Origin of the sequence: Maribacter sp. 6B07 (assembly GCF_002700155.1) — a bacterium.
GTDB classification, from domain to species: domain Bacteria; phylum Bacteroidota; class Bacteroidia; order Flavobacteriales; family Flavobacteriaceae; genus Maribacter; species Maribacter dokdonensis.
The window spans coordinates 51,815-69,589 of the sequence record NZ_PDUT01000003.1 but is presented as its reverse complement, the minus strand read 5'-3'; the positions used below and the strand labels follow the sequence as shown (position 1 = coordinate 69,589).

The following is a 17,775-nucleotide window of genomic DNA, read 5'->3' as shown; positions in this document are numbered from 1 at the left end:
AAATTTTTAATACGATCGCTATATTTAACAGCACATAGAAGTTTAAATAAAATACAATTTAATTGTAAGTACCATTATCATTTATCACTTTTGCGTAAAATATAATTATATGCCATCTGTCTCAAATAAAGGGCTTACCATGCCCCAATCACCCATTAGAAAACTAGTTCCTTTCGCTGAAGGCGCTAAAAAGAAGGGGATTAAAGTCATTCATTTAAATATTGGACAACCGGACATAAAGACTCCTCAACAAGCATTAGATGCCGTAAAGAACAACAACATTAATGTCTTGGAATATAGCCGTACCGAAGGTTCTGAAGAATTTAGAAGCAAAATTGCCCAATATTATATTAAAAATGATATTCCGGTAAATGCCAATGAAATTATAGTGACCACTGGTGGATCTGAAGCTTTGTCCTTTGCCATGAATACCATTGCAGATACTGACGATGAAATTATAATTCCAGAACCTTTTTATGCAAATTACAATGGCTTTGCAACTGCCTGTGGCGTAACTGTGGTTCCTGTCGTTTCTAAGCTTGAAGATAATTTTGCCCTTCCTCCAATCGAGGAATTCGAGAAATTGATTACCTCAAGAACCAAGGCTATTTTAATTTGCAACCCAGGTAACCCTACGGGATATCTATATAGCAAAGAAGAAATACAAAAATTAGCAACACTGGTTAAAAAGCATAATATATTCTTGGTTGCCGATGAAGTTTACCGAGAGTTTACATATGACAACAAGACACACACTTCAATTTTAAAGGAAAAAGGCTTAGAAGAACACGCCATTGTCATTGATTCCGTTTCAAAAAGATATAGTATGTGCGGAGCTAGAATTGGTTATTTAGTTTCTAAAAACAAAGACTTTATTGCAACGGCTCTCAAATTTGCACAAGCGCGATTATCACCCCCAACCTACGCACAAATTGCTAGCGAGGCAGCTTTGGACACTCCTGATAGTTATTTTGCCGAAGTTAAAGAAGAATACGTTGCCCGAAGAAATCTTCTTATTACTGAACTTGAAAAAATAGAAGGCATTAAGATTGCGAAACCTCAAGGTGCGTTTTATTGTATTGCCGAATTGCCTATTGAAGATGCCGACCATTTTGCGCAATGGCTATTAGAAGACTTTAGCTTAAATAACGAAACTGTCATGGTAGCACCTGCAGCTGGATTTTACGCTACAGAAGGTCTGGGTAAAAAACAAATTAGAATTGCTTACGTTCTGGATAAAGAAAGTCTAAAACGCGCAGTACACATTTTAAGCGAAGCACTTAAAAATTACAAGGGTTAATGATCATTTATGACCACTTTTCTTTAAAGAACTACAATACTTTTGGTATTGATGCCACGGCTAGATACTTTGTGGAAGTAACCACTATTGAAGAATTACAGGATATTTTAGAGAATAACGCGTATCCAAGAAAAATTCTTATTGGTGGTGGTAGTAACATGTTGCTTACAGACTATATTGATGCTCTTTTTATACACGTTAATTTAAAGGGCAAGCAGATAGTTTCACAAGATGACAATAATGTGACCGTCAAAGTAATGGCCGGAGAAAATTGGCACAATATGGTAATGTGGGCAATTGACCATGATTTTGGCGGATTGGAAAATATGTCTTTAATTCCTGGTAATACCGGTACGGCTCCTATCCAGAACATTGGCGCCTATGGGGTAGAATTAAAAGATTGTTTTGTAAGTTGTGAAGCTGTTAGAATAGACGATCAACAATTGGTAACTCTTTCTAAGGAGGAATGTCAATTTGGCTATAGAGATTCGTTCTTTAAAAATGAAGGCAAAGACAAGTACGTAATTACATCGGTAACTTTCTCCTTTACAAAAAAGAATCATAACATAAATTCTGGTTACGGTGCTATAGAAAATCAATTGCTTAAGGAGTCTATTTCAAATCCTACAATAAAAGATATTTCCAATGCCGTAATAGCAATTCGCCAAAGTAAGTTGCCAGACCCAAAAGAATTAGGAAATAGTGGTAGTTTTTTTAAAAATCCGATTGTCACAAAAAAAATTTTCACCCAGTTCAGCACAACATATCCAGAGGCACCTTTTTACAAAGTATCAGAGGACTATTATAAAATTCCTGCAGGCTGGTTAATAGAACAATGTGGCTTTAAAGGAAAACGTTTTGGCGATGCCGGCGTACATAAAAATCAAGCGTTGGTACTGGTCAATTATGATAATGCCACAGGTAAAGACATTCTAGATCTTGCAGCAAAAATTATTGAAGAGGTCAAAAGAAAGTTTGAAATTGAAATAAGTCCAGAGGTTAATCTAATAAAATAACCCCTGTAAAATTTACAGGGGTTATTACCAAACCAAACCAACCAAAAACAAAGTGGGCAGTTACCAGCTGACCACTTATTCAATATATATTTTTAGAAAACGCCACTTTAACAATCAATTTTATAATTTAGCGTTTAAGCATATACGGTTCAATCTTAGCATTTGGATGTCCATTATAAAAAAATATGTACATCTTTTTAAATTATGAGCACTCTATTAGAAAATCATATTGTTGAATTATTACAAGAGCGAAACGAAAAAGCGATTTCCCTTTTGTACGATAACTATGCTGATACCCTATTGGGTGTTGCCAATAAAGTAGTACGGGATCCAGAACTTGCGCAAGACGTGGTTCAAGAATCGTTTGTGAAAATTTGGAAGAAAGCAGATTCATACGACCCTAAAAAAGCAAAACTTTTTACTTGGCTTTTTAGAATTACACGTAACACTGCAATAGATAAATTAAGAAGTGTAAACACAAAAAGTGATAAAGAAATCCAAATAGATGTTTCAGACGTATATACTTTAGGTGTTGAAAGCACAAGACCAGAATTAATGGATGTAAAAGAACATCTAGACAAAATTGAAGAAAAATATCAAATTGTACTAGAAGCTCTTTTCTTTCAAGGCATGACCCAACAAGAAGCAAGTGATGAGTTGGATATACCATTGGGAACCATTAAATCTAGATTAAAGATAGGATTGCGCGAATTAGGCAAAATCTATGGTCCTGCCGTAATAGCCATGATATTAAATATTGTATTATGAAAGACAAAATAAAAATTTTCCTCGATTCAGATTTGTTGGAAAAATATCTTTTAGGAACCACTACAGAGTTAGAAAGCTTACAAGTGGAGCGCTACATTGCCATGTACCCTGAAGTTAGGGAAACCTATGCAGAGCTACAGGAAAACCTTGAGATTTTTGCTAAGTTACACGCCATTGAAGCCCCACAAGGACTTAAGGATAAAATTAACGCAAGAATTAAAGCTGAACGTAAAGGCAGAAAAAGATTTTACAGCTATGCTATTGCAGCTAGTATTACCGCTATACTATTTATTGGCATTTCAACTTTCTTCTGGAATCAGAACCAGAGTTTACAAGAAGAGAACAGCGTTGTTAGCAATAAAATAAAATTGTTAGAGGAGAATATGAAAGAGCAATTGGAAGACGTGCGCAACCAATTTATTGTACTTAACAATCCACAGACTAAAAAGTATAACGTAAAAGGCAATCAAAAAGCAAAGGAGCTTAAAGCTGTGGCATACATTAATCCTGTTAAAAAACTATCTTATATTAATGTTAGCAAATTACCTAATATTCCAGAAAGCCAGTGTTTTCAAATGTGGGCAGAGGTTAATGGCAAAATGATCAATCTGGGTATTATAGAGGAAGCAGGAGACCAACAAAAGTTGCTTGCACTGCCATACGCAGAAAATGCCGTTGGTTACATTACCATAGAACAAAAAGGTAACAACCAAGCACCGACCGTAGAAAATATAGTTGCCAACATAGCTTACTAGGTCAACTCACATAAAGTATTCTTAAAGCCCCATATTTGGGGCTTTATTTTTTATCTTTGTATAAAATTCAGCATATGAAACTAGTATTATTGACCATTGGGTTATTAGCATTGGCTTTTGCAGGAATAGCTATTAAAATATGGTCTAAAAAAGATGGTAAGTTTGCAGGTACATGTGCCAGCCAAAGTCCGTTTCTAAATCAAGATGGGCAAGCTTGTGGTATGTGTGGCAAAATGCCAGATGAACAAGATTGTAAAAAAGATTTAATCTCAGAATAAGTACACTTACTTCTTAAAACAAGGAGTTTACAATATCGGTATTTGAATAACACAGACAAATTAGAAGAAACAATTCTTAAAGCTAAACAAGGCAATCAAATTGCGTTCAGCCGTTTATTGGATATGTTTTGGAACGATGTGTATGGATTTCAACTAAAACGTACCGAAAATGAGAACGACTCTGAAGACATTACCATACAGACCTTCTCAAAAGCGTTCGATAAAATTCACACCTATAATGATGCTTATGTTTTTAAGACATGGTTGATAACCATTTCAAAGAATATACATATTGATCTGGTGAGAAAGCGAAAAAAGAGTTTGTTAGACTCCCATAGCAACACAGAGGCCATAACTTCAGCTTTAGATGCCACCCCTTCTATGGAAGATCAACTTATTCAAGAACAGAATTTAGCCGATTTACTAAGGGATATCAAAAAATTGAAACCTCATTATCAAGCGGTAATCAACTTAAGATATTTTAATGAGTTGAGCTATGCCGATATAGCAACTCAATTAAATGAACCTATTAATAGTGTAAAGGTTAAGTTACTAAGGGCAAAAAAGCTACTTTCAGAAATTATTGAAGCAAGAAAAAAATAACATATTGGTTATTACGTAATTTTTTCACCTTCATTTGTGTAGAATACAATTCTACTTTATCCTCATTTTTATAGTTCGTATATTTGTATTAAAATTATCGCATGTCAACAGTTGTAAAAGAAAATGTTGCTCCACCAAAAGGCAAACCAAAATGGCTACGGGTTAAATTACCTACCGGTAAAAAATATACCCAGCTTAGAGGCTTAGTTGATAAGTATGATCTTCATACCATTTGCACCAGTGGTAGTTGCCCTAATATGGGAGAATGCTGGGGAGAAGGTACGGCTACCTTTATGATTTTGGGTAATGTTTGTACAAGATCATGTGGCTTTTGCGGTGTTAAGACAGGTAGACCTGAAAACGTAGATTGGGCAGAACCGGAAAAAGTAGCTAGGTCCATTAAAATAATGGGAATCAAACATGCTGTAATTACCTCTGTAGACAGAGATGACCTTAAAGATATGGGCTCTATTATTTGGGCAGAAACCGTTAAGGCCATAAGAAGAATGAACCCTACAACTACTTTAGAAACTTTAATTCCTGATTTTCAAGGAATAGAAAAGCATTTGGATAGAATTGTTGCTGTTGCCCCTGAGGTGGTATCGCACAATATGGAGACCGTTAAAAGGCTGACCAGGAAAGTACGTATACAAGCAAAATACGAACGTAGTCTTGAAGCTCTTAATTATCTAAAAAAACAAGGTATCAATAGAACCAAGTCTGGTATTATGCTAGGTTTAGGCGAGCATGAAGATGAAGTTATAACAACTTTGGCAGATTTACGAAAGGCAGACGTTGATGTTGTAACTATTGGGCAATATCTACAACCCTCTAAAAAACACCTTCCTGTAAAAGAGTTTATTACCCCTGAACAGTTTAAAAAATATGAGGATATAGGTCTAGAAATGGGCTTTAGACATGTAGAAAGTGGCGCTTTGGTAAGATCATCTTACAAAGCACATAAACACATTCTTTAATTTATTTTTTAAACCGCTCCTAGATTTTCAAAGTTTATTTGTTAACCCATGGTTTCCATTAAACTTCCGATTTCACAAGTATAAAAATTTACGATAACCAATGCAGAAATTAAATATTGGCATTAATGGTTTCGGAAGAATAGGTAGAACCCTATTTCGCCTTTTGCAAGAACATCCTAACTTAAATGTTGTAGCAATAAATGATTTGGCAGATGCCAGAACACTTTCACATTTACTAAAATATGATAGTATTCATGGTACCTCGGCGCTTAATATTTCATGTGATGAAAATCATATTATCGTCAATGATGGTCGCATAATTTTACACAACGAATCTCATCCATCAAAAATAAATTGGGCGTTAACCAATACTGACTTAGTGGTAGAATGTTCTGGAAAATTTAAGGATCGGGAAACCCTTGCTTTCCATATTAAAAACGGAGCTAAAAAAGTAATTCTATCTGTACCGCCAACCGAAGATGATATTAAAATGATTGTTTTTGGTATCAATGAAAATTCATTGACGGCAACAGATGATATTATTTCTAACGCATCTTGTACTACCAATAATGCTGCACCAATGATCAAGGTAATCAATGATCTTTGCGGTATAGAGCAAGCATATATTACCACCATACATTCCTACACTACCGATCAAAGTTTGCACGATCAACCTCACAGAGATTTAAGAAGGGCCCGTGCAGCGTCACAATCTATAGTGCCAACAACTACAGGTGCTGCAAAAGCATTGACCAAAATATTCCCTGAACTAGCGGATACTATTGGGGGTTGCGGTATTAGAGTACCTGTTCCAAACGGCTCATTAACAGACATTACCCTTAATGTAAAGAGGGAAACGAGCATTGATGAAATAAACGCTACTTTTGAAAAAGCGGCTAAAAACCAGTTTAAAAATATTGTTCACTATACCAGCGACCCAATAGTTTCTATAGATATAAACAATAGTTGCTATTCTTGTACGTTTGATTCTTTAATGACCTCTGTCATAGGTAAAATGGTTAAGATCATTGGTTGGTATGATAATGAAACAGGTTATAGTAGTAGAATTATAGATTTAATTAACTTCATTAGTTTTAAAAAGTATATTTGAAAATTTTATTTTTAAATAAAGTAATTAAAGTTTTATTAGTCCCCATTATAATTTTGGCGACTACTACTGTCGTATTTTCCCAAGACCCTATTTCCCAAAAAGATATTCAACCTTATTTTGATCAAGCACGAAAGTTCAAAAATCAAGACAAAATAGACCTTGCTCTAGAAACGTTGAACACAGCTGCCAATGAAGCAGAAAAACGTGAAGACATTAAAGGTTTAATTGATAGTCTTCATGAACTGGCACTTTTATATTTAAGAATTGACAAAGAAGGTGACACAGAATTCTATTGGGATCGTGCCAGCGTATTATTAAAAGATATTTCTTACCCATACGGTGATGGCATGCACAAGTATATTGAAGCTATATTACTACATAGAAGTAATAGAAACTTTCAATCCCTATTTATGCTCAACGAAGCCAAGCAGCTAAATAACGATCGTAATTTTTACAATAATCTATTGTTGACAGAAGCAAAGGTTTATTTAAGTCTTGAAAAATACGATAGTGCCTCTAAAAATTTGAATTCACTTTTGGTCAATACAGACTTGTTTGAAAAAGAATATTTAACAAGTCAAGCATATCTTACCCTTGCCGAACTAAATCTAATCCAGGAAAATTTTTCTGAAGCAGCCAAAAATGGCGAGAATGCCTTGGAAGTTGCTAAACATAATGGTTTTCTAGAAGACATTAAAGATGCAAATATTCTCTTAACCTCGGTTTATGAAAAATTAGGACTATACCAAAAATCATTGGTAAACAGTCAAAATTTAGTTCAATTGAAGGACTCCATTTTCAATGTTGAAAAGAATAAAATAGAAGCAAAAACTGCAGATAAAATAAGGGATAATTATAAAACTGAAGAGATTGCCCGTCAAGAAAAGAAAATTGAAGAACTGACGGAATCTCAGAACAGATCTGAACTAACGGCTATTTTAACATCCGCTTTTTTAATTATCATATCATTATTGGCTGTTACACTTTATAGAAACAATCAAATAAAATTAAAGACCAACGATCTTTTACAGACTAAAAACAAAGAACTACAAATAGCAAGAGACGGTGCAGTACAAGCTATGGAAGCTAAGACCAACTTTCTCTCAACAGTAAGTCATGAATTAAGAACTCCACTTTATGCTGTTACTGGTCTCACCCATTTATTACTTGAAGAAAACCCTGAAGAGCACCAAAAAGAACATTTAAAAGCTTTAAAATTTTCGGGTGATTATTTACTTAATTTCATTAATGATATTTTACATATCAATAAAATTGACGCCAATAAGCTTGAACCCTTGAATATGGAGTTCAATCTAAAAAAGGTAATTAACGAAGTAATTAATTCACTAGGACAAAGTGCCAAATCTAACAATACCAACCTTATTTTAGAATATGACCCTAAAATACCTAGCCATTTACTTAGTGACCCATTAAAGTTATCGCAGATATTCATGAACCTGATCGGTAATTCGATCAAATTCACCAAGGGAGGTGAAGTTAGGGTGATTTCTAAGCTTCTGAACAAGGATCAAGATGATGTCACCATTTATTTTGAAGTGAAAGATAATGGAATAGGCATATCAAAAGAAAAACAGAAAAGTATTTTTGAAGGTTTTGAGCAAGGGTCCATTCAAATAAACAGGGAATATGGCGGAACGGGACTTGGCTTAACCATTGTAAAAAGTCTTTTGGGTCTTTTCAATAGTCAAATTGAACTAGAAAGTAATTTAGGAGAAGGAAGCTCATTCTTCTTTGAGATTAAAATGAAGAGTATTGATGATCTTGCCGAGGATGTTGCTTTTGAAATTGCTCCTAAAGACTATGACTTTAAAGGTCTTCATTTATTGATTGTTGAGGATAACAAAATCAACCAGGTCATTACCAAAAAAATGTTGACCAAAAGAGATATGACCAGTGATATTGCCAATAACGGTCATGAAGCGGTTGATCTTGCCAAAGAAAATGTATATGATGCCATTTTAATGGATATACACATGCCAGGTATTAGTGGTGAAGAAGCTACCATAGAAATTAGAAAGTTCAATCAAGACACTCCTATTATTGCCTTAACCGCAATTTCTTTAGATGATAGTTTAGAAAGTTTTTATGCTGCCGGATGTAATGATGTTGTTACAAAACCATTTAAGCCAGAGATTTTCTACCAAAAAATAGGTGAAAATATTTTTGACAAAAAGCCTAAGAATTCTTTGTCATAAACTGCAGTAATTCCTGCCTCAAAGCTTCTTTCCCATCGTATAGAAACTCATGTTTCACTTCAATATAATGTAGGTTTGGAATTTTTGACTTTAGCCTTACGTAATCCTTTTCAGTAGTAAGAATCGTTTCCTTCTTTTTTAAATCCTCTATTTCAACATCGGTAAAAAAGTGATGATCGTTGAATTTCAAATGCTCAAAGGTAATACCGGATGATTTCAAAAACATCTCCAAAGGAGTCGGGTTGGCTATACCCGTTACCAAAGTCACGTTTTTAGTTTTTAAGCTTTCAAGTGGCATTTCAACACCCTTTAAATCTCTATTATAATCCAAATAACTAAAAAATACTTTTTGGTAGTGTTTGGGAGCAAGTTGTAAAAGTATTGTTGATTTATCGGAATTGGATAAATCTGAAGGGCATTTGGTTATTACTATAATGTCTGCCCGGTTTGCCTCTCCTTTAAAATCCCTTAAATCACCTGTAGGTAAATACCAGTCATTGACATACAAATTATCATAAGCCGTTAACAATATTGAAAAACCAGGTTTTACCTTTCTGTGCTGAAAAGCATCATCCAATAAAATAACATCGGGATCAATATCTGTCATTAATTGGTTTATTCCATTTCTTCTATCTGCATCAACTGCGACCGCAACTTTTGGAAATTTCTTTTTTAATTGAAACGGTTCATCACCTAACTCTTCTACACTGGTATGATTACCGGCAAGTAAAAATCCCTTCGTTTTTCTCTTATACCCCCTGCTTAATATAGCAACTCTAAAACTTTCACCTAATTCACGTACCAGTAATTCTATCATAGGTGTTTTACCAGTACCGCCAACGCTTAAATTACCTACAGAGATTGTTTTTGCAGCAAACGTTTTAGAAGAAAAAACACCCATGTCGTATAACCGATTTCTAAAAAAAACAATCAATCCGTATAGGAGTGATATGGGAAAAAGAAGTTTTCGTATTAGCTGCATTAGAACGAAATTATAATAATTTATCTTTGAATATCTTATTTTTCCATAAAATGACTGTAAAAGACATCACCCGAATATTAGAAGAATTTGCCCCACTACCCTATGCCGAGGATTTTGATAACGTTGGCCTATTGGTGGGCAATGCAACAAATGAAGTGAGCGGAATATTGGTTACGTTAGACACCTTAGAGAATGTTGTTGATGAAGCTATCGCCAAGAATTGTAACCTTATTGTTAGTTTTCACCCTATCATTTTCGGTGGCTTAAAAAAGATTACCGGTAAAAATTATGTGGAACGTGTAGTCATTAAAGCTATCAAAAATGATATTTCCATTTATTCTAACCATACCGCACTTGATAATGCCCGTTACGGAGTCAATGCCAAAATATGTGAGGTACTAGGTCTTTCGAATACAAAAGTGCTACTTCCCCAAAAGAACACGATAAAAAAATTAACTACGTACGTACCCAAAAATGCTATTGAAGAAGTGAAAAATGCGCTTTTTAAGGTAGGTGCAGGTAACATTGGCAACTATTCCAATTGTAGCTTTTCGGTTGAAGGAAATGGCTCCTATAAAGCCAATGAAGGTGCAAACCCCACCATTGGTACTATTGGAACTACACATACCGAGAACGAAGTGATGCTCACATGCGTGTTTGGTAAAGATCGGGAGTCCGTTATAATTAATGCGCTATTGACCTCGCACCCTTACGAAGAAGTAGCTTATGATATACAAACTATTGAAAACACCAACCAAGATATTGGTATGGGCATGATCGGTGAATTAGACCAAGAGGTTTCAGAAATGCAATTTCTAAATGACCTTAAGCTCAAAATGAACGCAAAATTGGTGCGACATTCCAATTTATTGAACAAACCCATTAAAAAAGTAGCCGTTTTAGGTGGCAGTGGTTCTTTTGCCATTGGAGCGGCAAAAGCTGTCAAAGCAGACGTATTTGTTACTGCTGACCTTAAATATCATCAATTTTACGAGTCTGAAAATCAAATAATTTTGGCAGATATTGGACACTTTGAAACTGAGCAGTTTACAAAAAACCTTTTAGTTGATTATCTTACAAAAAAAATTCCTAATTTTGCAATCCATTTATCGGAAAGTATAACAAATCCCATCAATTATTTTTAATATGGCAAAAAAAGAAGATTCGTCTGTAGAAGCAAAGTTAAGAGCATTATATGATCTGCAATTAATTGATTCTAGGGTTGATGAAATAAGGAATGTTCGTGGTGAACTACCTTTAGAAGTAGAAGATTTGGAAGATGAAGTCCTTGGCCTAAAAACGAGAATGGATAAGCTTAAAACCGATTTAGAGAATATAAACTTTGAAATTGGTGCTAAGAAGAACCTGATTGAAGAAGCAAAGGCTTTAATTAAAAAATACGGCGAGCAACAGAAAAATGTTCGTAATAGTAGAGAGTTCAATTCTATTAGTAAAGAATTGGAATTCCAAGAATTGGAAATTCAATTAGCTGAAAAGAACATTAAAGAATTCAAAGCTCAAATAGAGCAAAAGAAAGCTGTTATCTCTGATACCAAAGAACGTTTATCTGAGCGTGAGGCACACTTAAAGCATAAGAAAGGTGAACTAAACGCTATTCTTGCCGAAACGGAAAAAGAAGAAAAAGCGTTGTTGGAAGAGTCAATCAAATTCCAAGATAAAATTGAAGAGCGTTTGGTTAAGGCATATGCCCGTATCCGTAACAACGTTAAAAATGGTTTAGCTGTTGTTCCAATTGAAAGAGGTGCATCTGGTGGGTCTTTCTTTACAATTCCACCACAGGTACAAGTTGAAATTGCTTCAAGAAAAAAAATCATTACAGATGAGCATAGTGGTCGTATTTTAGTTGACCCAGTTCTAGCTGAAGAAGAAAGTGAAAAAATGCAAAAAATGTTCGCTAAATTATAATAGCGCACATTGTATAAAAAAAGAAAAGCCATCTTCTAAAGATGGCTTTTTTATTGGTATATGTATAAAATTCTCAGGAACCGGATAACAGCTTCAACATTAAGTTCTCAACCTCTAAACTATCCCAATTTTCTGCAATATTGGATATTTTCATAACCTCTTTCATTATTTCTTCTTGAGCATCACCTTCCGCTAATGCTTCTGCATAAGGTCTATTGGAAAAGGTAACCCTGCTGTATGCAGGTATCCACTTTTCTGGGTGTTTTGTAGAAAAGTGTTTTTCTATTTTCTTTTGAAGTAAAAAATTAGCGTCTGCGGTTTTACTGCTCATCTCTATGAAGTTTCTATAACTCAGCTCTGCTATAGCATCGGCATTTGGCTTGCGTTTTTCTTGATAGGTAGTAAAAATACGCTCCCAATCATCTCCAAATTCCTGAATAAGCTGATCTAAGACATAAATATCTTCAAAACCAGCATTCATTCCCTGACCATAAAAAGGAACCACAGCATGGGCAGAATCTCCTACCAGCGCTACTTTGTCCCAATAGGTCCAAGGATAGCATTTCATAGTTACCATGGCACTTGTAGGGTTTTTAAAGAAATCTTCGGTAAGGTTTTCAATTTCATCCTTTACATTTGGAAAATAAGTATTGAAAAAGCGTACAGCATCTTTCTTTGTTTGTAAACTTTCAAAAGATACTTCCCCTTCAAATGGCATAAAAAGGGTGCATGTAAAACTGCCATCTAAATTGGGCATAGCAATAAACATGAATTTACCTCGCGGCCAAATATGAAAAGAATGCTTATCTAGTTTATGCGTACCGTCTGCGTTAGCAGGAATGGTCAATTCTTTATATCCAACATCAATAAAATCTTGCGAATAGTCAAACCTACTACGTCGTTGCATTTTATGTCTCACCCTAGAAAATGCCCCGTCACAACCAAATACCAAATCAAATGGATATTCTTTCCACTCGCCCTTTTCACTTTCACCTGTGAAAACAACCGCCCTTGGCAGATCAATATCCCATACCTTTTCTTCAAAACGAAAGTCTACCCCATTATTTTCGGCTAAATCAATCATTCGTTTGTTCAGGACCCCTCTTGATATGGACCAAATTGCCTCACCATCTTTACCGTATTTTTGAAAATACTGTTCTTTACCAATAACATGCATGGCACGTTTGTCTAAAGGAATGGCTATTTTTTTGATCTCCTCCTCTATTCCAACAGTTTTTAAAGCGTTCCATCCCCTATTGCTCATAGCCAGGTTAATGGATCGACCAGAAAACTCAATATTTCTAATATCCGGTCTTCTATCAAACACCGTTATTTTATGTCCGTATCTCTTTAAGTAAATAGCTAGTAAAGATCCTACTAATCCAGAGCCTATTATGGCAATATTCTTTTTTTCTTGGGTCATGTATTGGGCTTTAAGCCTACATTAAGTGAATGTTAAAAATATGAAATATTGCCCAAAATTTAAGCTTTATCGCAACAAACTGAACAAATCATTTATCTGATAAGGTTATTTTTTTGTTTAATTTTTTAATATTTTTGTTAAACAAAATAAAATTATATTGAAACATTTTACCTCAAAGGATATTAATGAAATGCCCAGTAGATATAGGGCACATTTGATCAATAGTTGTACCGGTTATAAATCTGCCAATCTTTTAGGGACAAAATCAGTATCGGGTATTAGTAATTTAGCCATTTTCAACTCCGTGGTGCATATTGGCAGTACTCCGCCAATGCTAGGTTTCATTTTACGTCCGTTAACAGTAGCAAGAGATACTTATAAAAACTTTAAGGAGACTGGCTTTTTTACTGTAAACCAAGTAAACAATGAAATAATTGAAGGCGCTCACCAAACCGCAGCTAGCTACAACGAGCATATTTCAGAATTTTCAAAAACAAATTTAACTGAAACTTACTTAGACCAATTTCACGCTCCCTATGTAGATGAAAGTGCTATAAAACTGGGGTGTAGCTATGTTAATGAATATAGAATAGAAGAAAATGGCTGTGTAATAATCATAGGTGCCATTGAACATATTTATTTGCCCGACGACATTGTACATGAAGATGGCTGGTTACAATTAGACAAACATAACGCTGTTGTGACCAATGGTTTAGATGCGTATGCGCTACCTAAACTTTTAACTAGGTTTTCTTATGCTGAACCGGACAAGCCTTTACAAAAATTACTGTAATGGCGCATAAAAAAATACAGCTGCCTTCTAAAATATGTATTACTTGTAAAAGACCATTTTCATGGCGTAAAAAATGGGAAAGAGATTGGGATCATGTAAAATACTGTAGTAAAAAGTGTAAACAACTTAAACAATAGAACATGAATAATTTAATCTGGTTTAGAAATGATCTAAGAATAGGTGATAATTCTTCCTTGAACGATGCCGTGAAAGGACAGAAAGTTATTGCCTTCTATTGTTTTGAAACTATTTTTTTTGATTATGATACCTACGGATTTAAACGAACGGGCAAGTACCGGGCCAAGTTCTTACTTGAAACCGTAACCCAATTAAAAGCAGCGCTTGAAAAACTTAACATTGCCCTTTTCATTTATGTGGGCCGATCTGAAGATTTCTTGCCTAAATTAACTGAACAACATAATATCGATACCGTATTTCTACAAAAAGAATGGACAAGAGATGAGCAGCTTGTACTTGAAAATGTAAAGAATAAAATATCGCCTTCTATTCAATTCAAAGAAGTGTACGACCAATTTTTATTTCATCCAGATGATATTCCCTATACAAGTTTCAAATCCATACAAGAAATATTCACCAACTTCAGAAAAGATTGCGAAGCCCATTGCAAGGTAAGAGCTCCTCAAATGCCGATTAAGGCAATGTCTAAGAATAATTTGGTCCGCACTAAAACAGAATTACCCACTTTAAATCAATTGGGTTTTAATGACTTCACCCAACACACGCATACGGCCTTCCCTTTTCAGGGTGGTGAACATGAGGCACAAAAACGCATCGAACAATATTTTTGGGATTCTCAAAAGCTAGCTGTCTATAAAAAAACCAGAAACGGATTAATAGGTGAAAATTATAGTTCAAAGCTTTCTGCCTGGTTAGCTAATGGGAGTATATCTCCCAGAACCATCTACTGGGAAGTTAGAGAATTTGAAAAAGAAATAGTAAAGAACCAAAGTACCTACTGGTTAATCTTTGAACTTATTTGGCGTGATTATTTTAAGTATATCTCCTTAAAACATGGTGATAAAATCTTTGGACTAACAGGTATACTTCAAAAGCCTTACGAATGGAAAACAACACCAGTAGCACTAGAAAAATGGATAAATGGCACTACCAAAGAACCTTTTATCAATGCAAATATGAAAGAATTATTGGCAACCGGATGGATGAGCAATAGAGGTAGACAAAATGTAGCCAGTTTTTGGTCTAAAGAATTGGAGCAAGACTGGCGAATTGGCGCCGCATATTTTGAGCGTATGCTCATAGATTACGATGTGCATAGTAACTATGGAAATTGGATGTACAATAGCGGCGTTGGTAATGACCCCAGAGATAGAAAGTTCAATAGTAAAAGTCAGGCTGATCGCTATGATAGTACCGGTAGTTACCAACGTTTGTGGCTGCAAGGAACATTGTTTTAAAAATTAAAATTAGACGAAATGAAAACTGTACGGTTAATTCTTGGTGACCAGTTAAACCAAAATCACTCTTGGTTCAATGAAGTAAATGATAATGTCATATATCTTATGGCAGAAATGCGCCAAGAGACCGACTATGTTAAACATCACATACAAAAGGTAATAGCGTTCTTTTTAGCTATGCGAAATTTCAAAGATGAACTGAGCGCTAAAGGTCATCAATTTATATATTTCTCACTTACTGATGCAAATAATCCTCAACAACTAGAGGAAATTATCACTAAAACCATCAAAGAATCAAACGCCAAAAAATTTGAATATCAATTACCTGATGAGTACAGACTTGATGAACAATTAAATAATATATGTAAGTCATTACCAATAGCTACCTCTTACGCCGATACCGAACATTTTTATACAACACGATTTGAATTAAGGGATTTCTTCAAAGGAAAAAAACAAATGATCATGGAAAGCTTTTATCGTATGATGCGCAAAAAGCACGATATCCTAATAAATAACGATCAACCTGAAGGTGGAAAATGGAATTATGATCAAAGCAACAGAAATAAATGGAAAGGTCAACCAAGCATTCCCCATGAGAAAGATTTTAAAAAGAACGTTGAAGAAATTATTGAGGAGCTTTCCAAAGCTAAGGTTAAGACCTTTGGTAATGTTGACCCCACAGCATTTTCGTGGCCAGTAACCAAAGTAGATGCCCTAAGTACCTTGACTTATTTCTGTGACCAGCTCTTACCACATTTTGGTGATTACCAAGATGCCATGCATGAAGACCAAAAGTTTTTATTTCATTCTAGATTGTCATTTGCAATGAACAGCAAAATACTTTCGCCTAAAGAGGTAATTACCCGGGTCACAGCCCATTATCATAAAAATAAGGACGTAATTCATATATCTCAAGTTGAAGGCTTTACTCGTCAAATTTTAGGTTGGCGAGAATATATGAGAGGTATTTATTGGAAAGAAATGCCACTATATAAGGGCTTAAATGTGCTAGAAAATAAAAACAAACTACCCCAGTTCTTTTGGACAGGTAAAACGAACATGAACTGTTTAAAACATGCCATTGGTCAAAGTTTAGACCACTCATATGCCCACCACATACAACGTTTAATGATTATTGGAAACTTTGCACTACTTACACAAATGGATCCAGACGAGGTAGACCAATGGTATTTAGGTGTTTATATAGATGCCATAGAATGGGTTGAAATTACCAATACCAGAGGAATGAGCCAATTTGCAGATGGTGGTATCGTAGCAACCAAACCTTACGTTAGCAGTGCCAATTATATTAATAAAATGAGTAATTATTGCTCAAAATGCCCTTATAACCACACAAAAAAATTAGGAGACAAAGCCTGCCCATTTAACTCGCTGTACTGGAATTTTTTAGCAGATAAGAAAGCGAATTTTAAAAACAACCAACGTATGAAAATGATGCTGTCACTTTTAGATAAAATGGACGGTAGTGTTTTAGCTGACATACAATTAAAAGCAAATGATTTAATGAAAAATTTAGACGCACTTTAATAATTAGTTAATATGAATTTAACCTTATTATCTAAGCCAAATTATATTTTTGTTGTGTAGTTAAATTTAACTTTCCGCGAGAGCGCCTATATAAATAAAAACACCTTTTTAACATTTTTGAAAAGGTGTTTTTGCATTTAAGAAGTTTTTTAAAATCTTCCAAAATCACCAAAATTACCCATCTAAATTCTTGTCCTACTTTAACTCCAATCGGTTGAACCTATTGATTTCATCGACCAAATGCACAATCACATCATCAACAGGTCTTTAACAACAATTTTAACACTCTACAACAATTTCAAATCGTAATTCAAGTCAATTCTTACATAAAACACAAAAACGATTTTTATAAAAAATTCAGTTTAAAATACTAATTATCAATTACTTATAAATATAAATAGAAAATTCACAATTTACATTTAACTGAAAAATAAGAAAAGGACTACATATTATTTACCACAAAATCACCTTGCTTCACAACAACAATTAAATATCCCAAAACTATCACCGTTAATTTGTCAACGTAGGTTCGTCGACGAATAACATCGGGTGAACTATAAAATTGAGTTATTAGACGGGTAGGTCCTAATTTTGTAACAGAATTAGATCCCAAATCTGTTCTAACAAAAAACTTAACCTT

At 34.6% G+C, this 17,775-nt stretch carries 17 protein-coding genes; 15 read left to right on the top strand and 2 right to left on the bottom strand.

What is annotated here, in order from left to right; genetic code table 11:
• Nucleotides 1-109: 109 nt before the first annotated feature.
• The 9 genes from CSC80_RS12895 to CSC80_RS12855 all read left to right on the top strand — a co-directional run bounded on the left by CSC80_RS12895 (nt 110) and on the right by CSC80_RS12855 (nt 9,024).
• Nucleotides 110-1,300, top strand: a complete 1,191-nt coding sequence (locus CSC80_RS12895; protein WP_099192391.1) for a pyridoxal phosphate-dependent aminotransferase — start codon at nt 110-112, stop codon at nt 1,298-1,300.
• Nucleotides 1,300-2,316 (top strand): UDP-N-acetylmuramate dehydrogenase, encoded by a 1,017-nt coding sequence (murB, locus tag CSC80_RS12890; RefSeq protein WP_099192389.1) that lies wholly within the window; start codon nt 1,300-1,302, stop codon nt 2,314-2,316. Before CSC80_RS12895 ends, murB begins: the two co-directional genes overlap by 1 nt.
• Before the next feature lie 204 nt (nt 2,317-2,520).
• On the top strand, nt 2,521-3,084 hold the full coding sequence (locus tag CSC80_RS12885) for a sigma-70 family RNA polymerase sigma factor (RefSeq protein WP_058105951.1): 564 nt from the start codon (nt 2,521-2,523) through the stop codon (nt 3,082-3,084).
• Nucleotides 3,081-3,839, top strand: coding sequence for an anti-sigma factor (locus CSC80_RS12880; RefSeq protein ID WP_058105950.1), 759 nt, complete (start codon nt 3,081-3,083; stop codon nt 3,837-3,839). The genes CSC80_RS12885 and CSC80_RS12880 overlap by 4 nt, the downstream gene beginning before the upstream one ends.
• A gap of 74 nt (nt 3,840-3,913) precedes the next feature.
• Nucleotides 3,914-4,117, top strand: a complete 204-nt coding sequence (locus CSC80_RS12875; RefSeq protein ID WP_058105949.1) for a hypothetical protein — start codon at nt 3,914-3,916, stop codon at nt 4,115-4,117.
• 42 nt (nt 4,118-4,159) lie between these two features.
• Entirely contained in the window at nt 4,160-4,720 is a 561-nt protein-coding gene (locus tag CSC80_RS12870; protein ID WP_058105948.1) for a sigma-70 family RNA polymerase sigma factor, read from the top strand.
• Nucleotides 4,721-4,821: 101 nt separating this feature from the next.
• Complete coding sequence (gene lipA / locus CSC80_RS12865) at nt 4,822-5,697, top strand: lipoyl synthase (RefSeq protein ID WP_099192387.1); 876 nt, start codon at nt 4,822-4,824, stop codon at nt 5,695-5,697.
• 100 nt (nt 5,698-5,797) lie between these two features.
• On the top strand, nt 5,798-6,808 hold the full coding sequence (gap, locus tag CSC80_RS12860) for a type I glyceraldehyde-3-phosphate dehydrogenase (RefSeq protein ID WP_099192385.1): 1,011 nt from the start codon (nt 5,798-5,800) through the stop codon (nt 6,806-6,808).
• The gene (locus CSC80_RS12855) at nt 6,805-9,024 is read left to right on the top strand and encodes a response regulator (protein ID WP_099192383.1); all 2,220 of its coding nucleotides are present in this window, start codon (nt 6,805-6,807) and stop codon (nt 9,022-9,024) included. The genes gap and CSC80_RS12855 overlap by 4 nt, the downstream gene beginning before the upstream one ends.
• Here CSC80_RS12855 and lpxK read toward each other — a convergent pair.
• Entirely contained in the window at nt 9,005-10,006 is a 1,002-nt protein-coding gene (gene lpxK / locus CSC80_RS12850) for a tetraacyldisaccharide 4'-kinase (protein WP_099192381.1), read from the bottom strand. The genes CSC80_RS12855 and lpxK overlap by 20 nt on opposite strands.
• Nucleotides 10,007-10,056: 50 nt before the next feature.
• Here lpxK and CSC80_RS12845 point away from each other — a divergent pair, with 50 nt between their 5' ends.
• Complete coding sequence (locus CSC80_RS12845) at nt 10,057-11,151, top strand: Nif3-like dinuclear metal center hexameric protein (protein ID WP_099192379.1); 1,095 nt, start codon at nt 10,057-10,059, stop codon at nt 11,149-11,151.
• Nucleotide 11,152: 1 nt separating this feature from the next.
• Nucleotides 11,153-11,932, top strand: a complete 780-nt coding sequence (locus tag CSC80_RS12840) for a C4-type zinc ribbon domain-containing protein (RefSeq protein ID WP_058105943.1) — start codon at nt 11,153-11,155, stop codon at nt 11,930-11,932.
• Nucleotides 11,933-12,005: 73 nt separating this feature from the next.
• On the opposite strand, the gene CSC80_RS12835 is transcribed toward CSC80_RS12840, so the two are convergent.
• Nucleotides 12,006-13,355, bottom strand: a complete 1,350-nt coding sequence (locus CSC80_RS12835) for an NAD(P)/FAD-dependent oxidoreductase (protein ID WP_099192377.1) — start codon at nt 13,353-13,355, stop codon at nt 12,006-12,008.
• A 157-nt stretch (nt 13,356-13,512) separates the two neighbouring features.
• Here CSC80_RS12835 and CSC80_RS12830 point away from each other — a divergent pair, with 157 nt between their 5' ends.
• Genes CSC80_RS12830 through CSC80_RS12815 form a run of 4 tightly spaced genes read left to right on the top strand, consistent with a single transcriptional unit; the run spans nt 13,513 to nt 17,135 of the window.
• A complete protein-coding gene (locus CSC80_RS12830) occupies nt 13,513-14,148 on the top strand; it encodes a flavin reductase (protein WP_099192375.1) in 636 nt (211 codons plus the stop codon).
• Nucleotides 14,148-14,285 (top strand): DUF2256 domain-containing protein, encoded by a 138-nt coding sequence (locus CSC80_RS12825; RefSeq protein ID WP_099192373.1) that lies wholly within the window; start codon nt 14,148-14,150, stop codon nt 14,283-14,285. Before CSC80_RS12830 ends, CSC80_RS12825 begins: the two co-directional genes overlap by 1 nt.
• A 3-nt stretch (nt 14,286-14,288) precedes the next feature.
• A complete protein-coding gene (locus CSC80_RS12820) occupies nt 14,289-15,584 on the top strand; it encodes a DASH family cryptochrome (protein ID WP_099192371.1) in 1,296 nt (431 codons plus the stop codon).
• Nucleotides 15,585-15,602: 18 nt separating this feature from the next.
• On the top strand, nt 15,603-17,135 hold the full coding sequence (locus CSC80_RS12815) for a cryptochrome/photolyase family protein (RefSeq protein ID WP_099192369.1): 1,533 nt from the start codon (nt 15,603-15,605) through the stop codon (nt 17,133-17,135).
• Nucleotides 17,136-17,775: the final 640 nt, after the last annotated feature.

Excerpts from the sequence above, each read along its gene's own strand:
- CSC80_RS12825 (WP_099192373.1), top strand. The coding sequence starts at position 14,148 with ATGGCGCATAAAAAAATACAGCTGCCTTCTAAAATATGTATTACTTGT.
- CSC80_RS12835 (WP_099192377.1), bottom strand. The coding sequence starts at position 13,355 with ATGACCCAAGAAAAAAAGAATATTGCCATAATAGGCTCTGGATTAGTA.
- CSC80_RS12840 (WP_058105943.1), top strand. The coding sequence starts at position 11,153 with ATGGCAAAAAAAGAAGATTCGTCTGTAGAAGCAAAGTTAAGAGCATTA.
- CSC80_RS12820 (WP_099192371.1), top strand. The coding sequence starts at position 14,289 with ATGAATAATTTAATCTGGTTTAGAAATGATCTAAGAATAGGTGATAAT.
- CSC80_RS12815 (WP_099192369.1), top strand. The coding sequence starts at position 15,603 with ATGAAAACTGTACGGTTAATTCTTGGTGACCAGTTAAACCAAAATCAC.
- lipA (WP_099192387.1), top strand. The coding sequence starts at position 4,822 with ATGTCAACAGTTGTAAAAGAAAATGTTGCTCCACCAAAAGGCAAACCA.
- CSC80_RS12885 (WP_058105951.1), top strand. The coding sequence starts at position 2,521 with ATGAGCACTCTATTAGAAAATCATATTGTTGAATTATTACAAGAGCGA.
- CSC80_RS12880 (WP_058105950.1), top strand. The coding sequence starts at position 3,081 with ATGAAAGACAAAATAAAAATTTTCCTCGATTCAGATTTGTTGGAAAAA.
- CSC80_RS12845 (WP_099192379.1), top strand. The coding sequence starts at position 10,057 with ATGACTGTAAAAGACATCACCCGAATATTAGAAGAATTTGCCCCACTA.
- CSC80_RS12895 (WP_099192391.1), top strand. The coding sequence starts at position 110 with ATGCCATCTGTCTCAAATAAAGGGCTTACCATGCCCCAATCACCCATT.
- gap (WP_099192385.1), top strand. The coding sequence starts at position 5,798 with ATGCAGAAATTAAATATTGGCATTAATGGTTTCGGAAGAATAGGTAGA.
- CSC80_RS12875 (WP_058105949.1), top strand. The coding sequence starts at position 3,914 with ATGAAACTAGTATTATTGACCATTGGGTTATTAGCATTGGCTTTTGCA.
- murB (WP_099192389.1), top strand. The coding sequence starts at position 1,300 with ATGATCATTTATGACCACTTTTCTTTAAAGAACTACAATACTTTTGGT.
- lpxK (WP_099192381.1), bottom strand. The coding sequence starts at position 10,006 with ATGCAGCTAATACGAAAACTTCTTTTTCCCATATCACTCCTATACGGA.